Origin of the sequence: Herbaspirillum sp. B65, from assembly GCF_000333555.1 — a bacterium.
In the GTDB taxonomy this organism is placed as follows: Bacteria; Pseudomonadota; Gammaproteobacteria; order Burkholderiales; family Burkholderiaceae_D; genus Herbaspirillum; species Herbaspirillum rubrisubalbicans.
On sequence record NZ_BADI01000499.1, the window covers coordinates 1 to 1,228 of the forward strand.

Consider the following 1,228-nt stretch of genomic DNA (forward strand, 5'->3'; position numbering starts at 1 on the left):
CCGGCCAGAACAGCAAGACGGAAATTCTCTTGGTACTACAGGTATCGCGCTTGTAACTCAGGTGCGGATCAGTCGCCCGTTTTTGTACTGGAAAATCGTATGCAGGATATAGCCGTCATAGTCCATGATCCTCGCCACCAGTTGGCGCATGGTCTTGCAGAAGAATTGACGTCCATCCGGTCGCGTCCAGATGAAGGCCGCGCCCTTGCGCATCAGATTGCGAACATACAGCGTCAGACGCAGTTGCTTCCACGGCGGCACAAAGTTGGACGGGGCCAGCGCCTTACGTGTGCGCTTGAAATGAGCGAAGTAAGGTTGATACGGGAAATGCAGCAGGGGCAGTTCGGGTTGTTCCATGATCGCGCCTTCGAGGTGGTGTTAAAGCTGACCGGGTTCCTAGATTCGGAGCCCTCCGTAAGACCGGCAGTTTCGGTCGTTTCGACTCCACCGCCTGCCGCCGTTTTCCTGAGTTCTTCGCCCGATGATCGAATAGACGGCGCATGAGGCTTTTGCCGCAAGGGGGAAGGTTTGTAAAAGCGCGGTTGCTGGCGCTTTTATGAATGCCCCCTTGCGGCAAAAGACGCGCCGGCTATCGTTCATCGAAAAGGCGGAGAACTCTGGAAAACGGTGGCGGGTTGATCGGAGAAACGGCCTCAACTGCCCATGAGTGCGCAGCACTCACAAGCCAGGCTTTATGCGGTTGATCAAGGGCGCTGCGGCGCTCGATGAGGCGGGGGAATTTCCGTTACGCGTAACGGAAAAGCGGCGTAGCAAGATCGCGCCGCCCGCAGCTTGCGAGGACGGCGCGAGCGAAGCGAGCGCCTAGACTTGTATTAAGCATACTTAACGGAAACAAGCCTGGAGCGGGATGCCAAGGCAGACAAACCGAAAAGAAAAAAGAGAGTAGGGAAGGGCAGTCCAGAAAAGAAAATGCCCCGAAGGGAGTCGCAATCCGTTCGGGGCGTTCATCCAACTAGCTGAGATAGGTGAATGAATGTCTGCAAGTTATACCCCGGATTTTGATCTGTCAAACGTTTCGTTTGATGCCTGCAACGAATTCGAGCAAAAGTCTCCGGGTTGGAGCGATGAGGGCATCAGAAACACGTGGAATGACCGCTACGTGGCCCGCAAGGTCACATATCCAGACGGACAGATGGAAGTTACCGTCTGCCGTGAAAAACACTTCAAAGGCCCCGCTCCGATTATCGGCAAGCGCACCAAGCGCGGA

Annotated in this window: 1 protein-coding gene and 1 pseudogene; one reads left to right on the forward strand and one right to left on the reverse strand. The window is 55.4% G+C overall.

Going from position 1 to position 1,228, the window contains the following annotated elements; translation table 11 throughout:
- Window positions 1–57 precede the first annotated feature (57 nt).
- A complete protein-coding gene (locus I5W_RS12005) occupies window positions 58–357 on the reverse strand; it encodes a hypothetical protein (RefSeq protein ID WP_044529394.1) in 300 nt (99 codons plus the stop codon).
- Window positions 358–994: 637 nt separating this feature from the next.
- Between I5W_RS12005 and I5W_RS29740 the strand changes: the two are divergent.
- Window positions 995–1,228 (forward strand): annotated as a pseudogene (locus I5W_RS29740) (rolling circle replication-associated protein); the annotation flags it as partial.

Bases quoted from the DNA above. Each gene is read 5' to 3' on its own strand.
- I5W_RS12005 (WP_044529394.1), bottom strand. From the start codon at position 357: ATGGAACAACCCGAACTGCCCCTGCTGCATTTCCCGTATCAACCTTAC.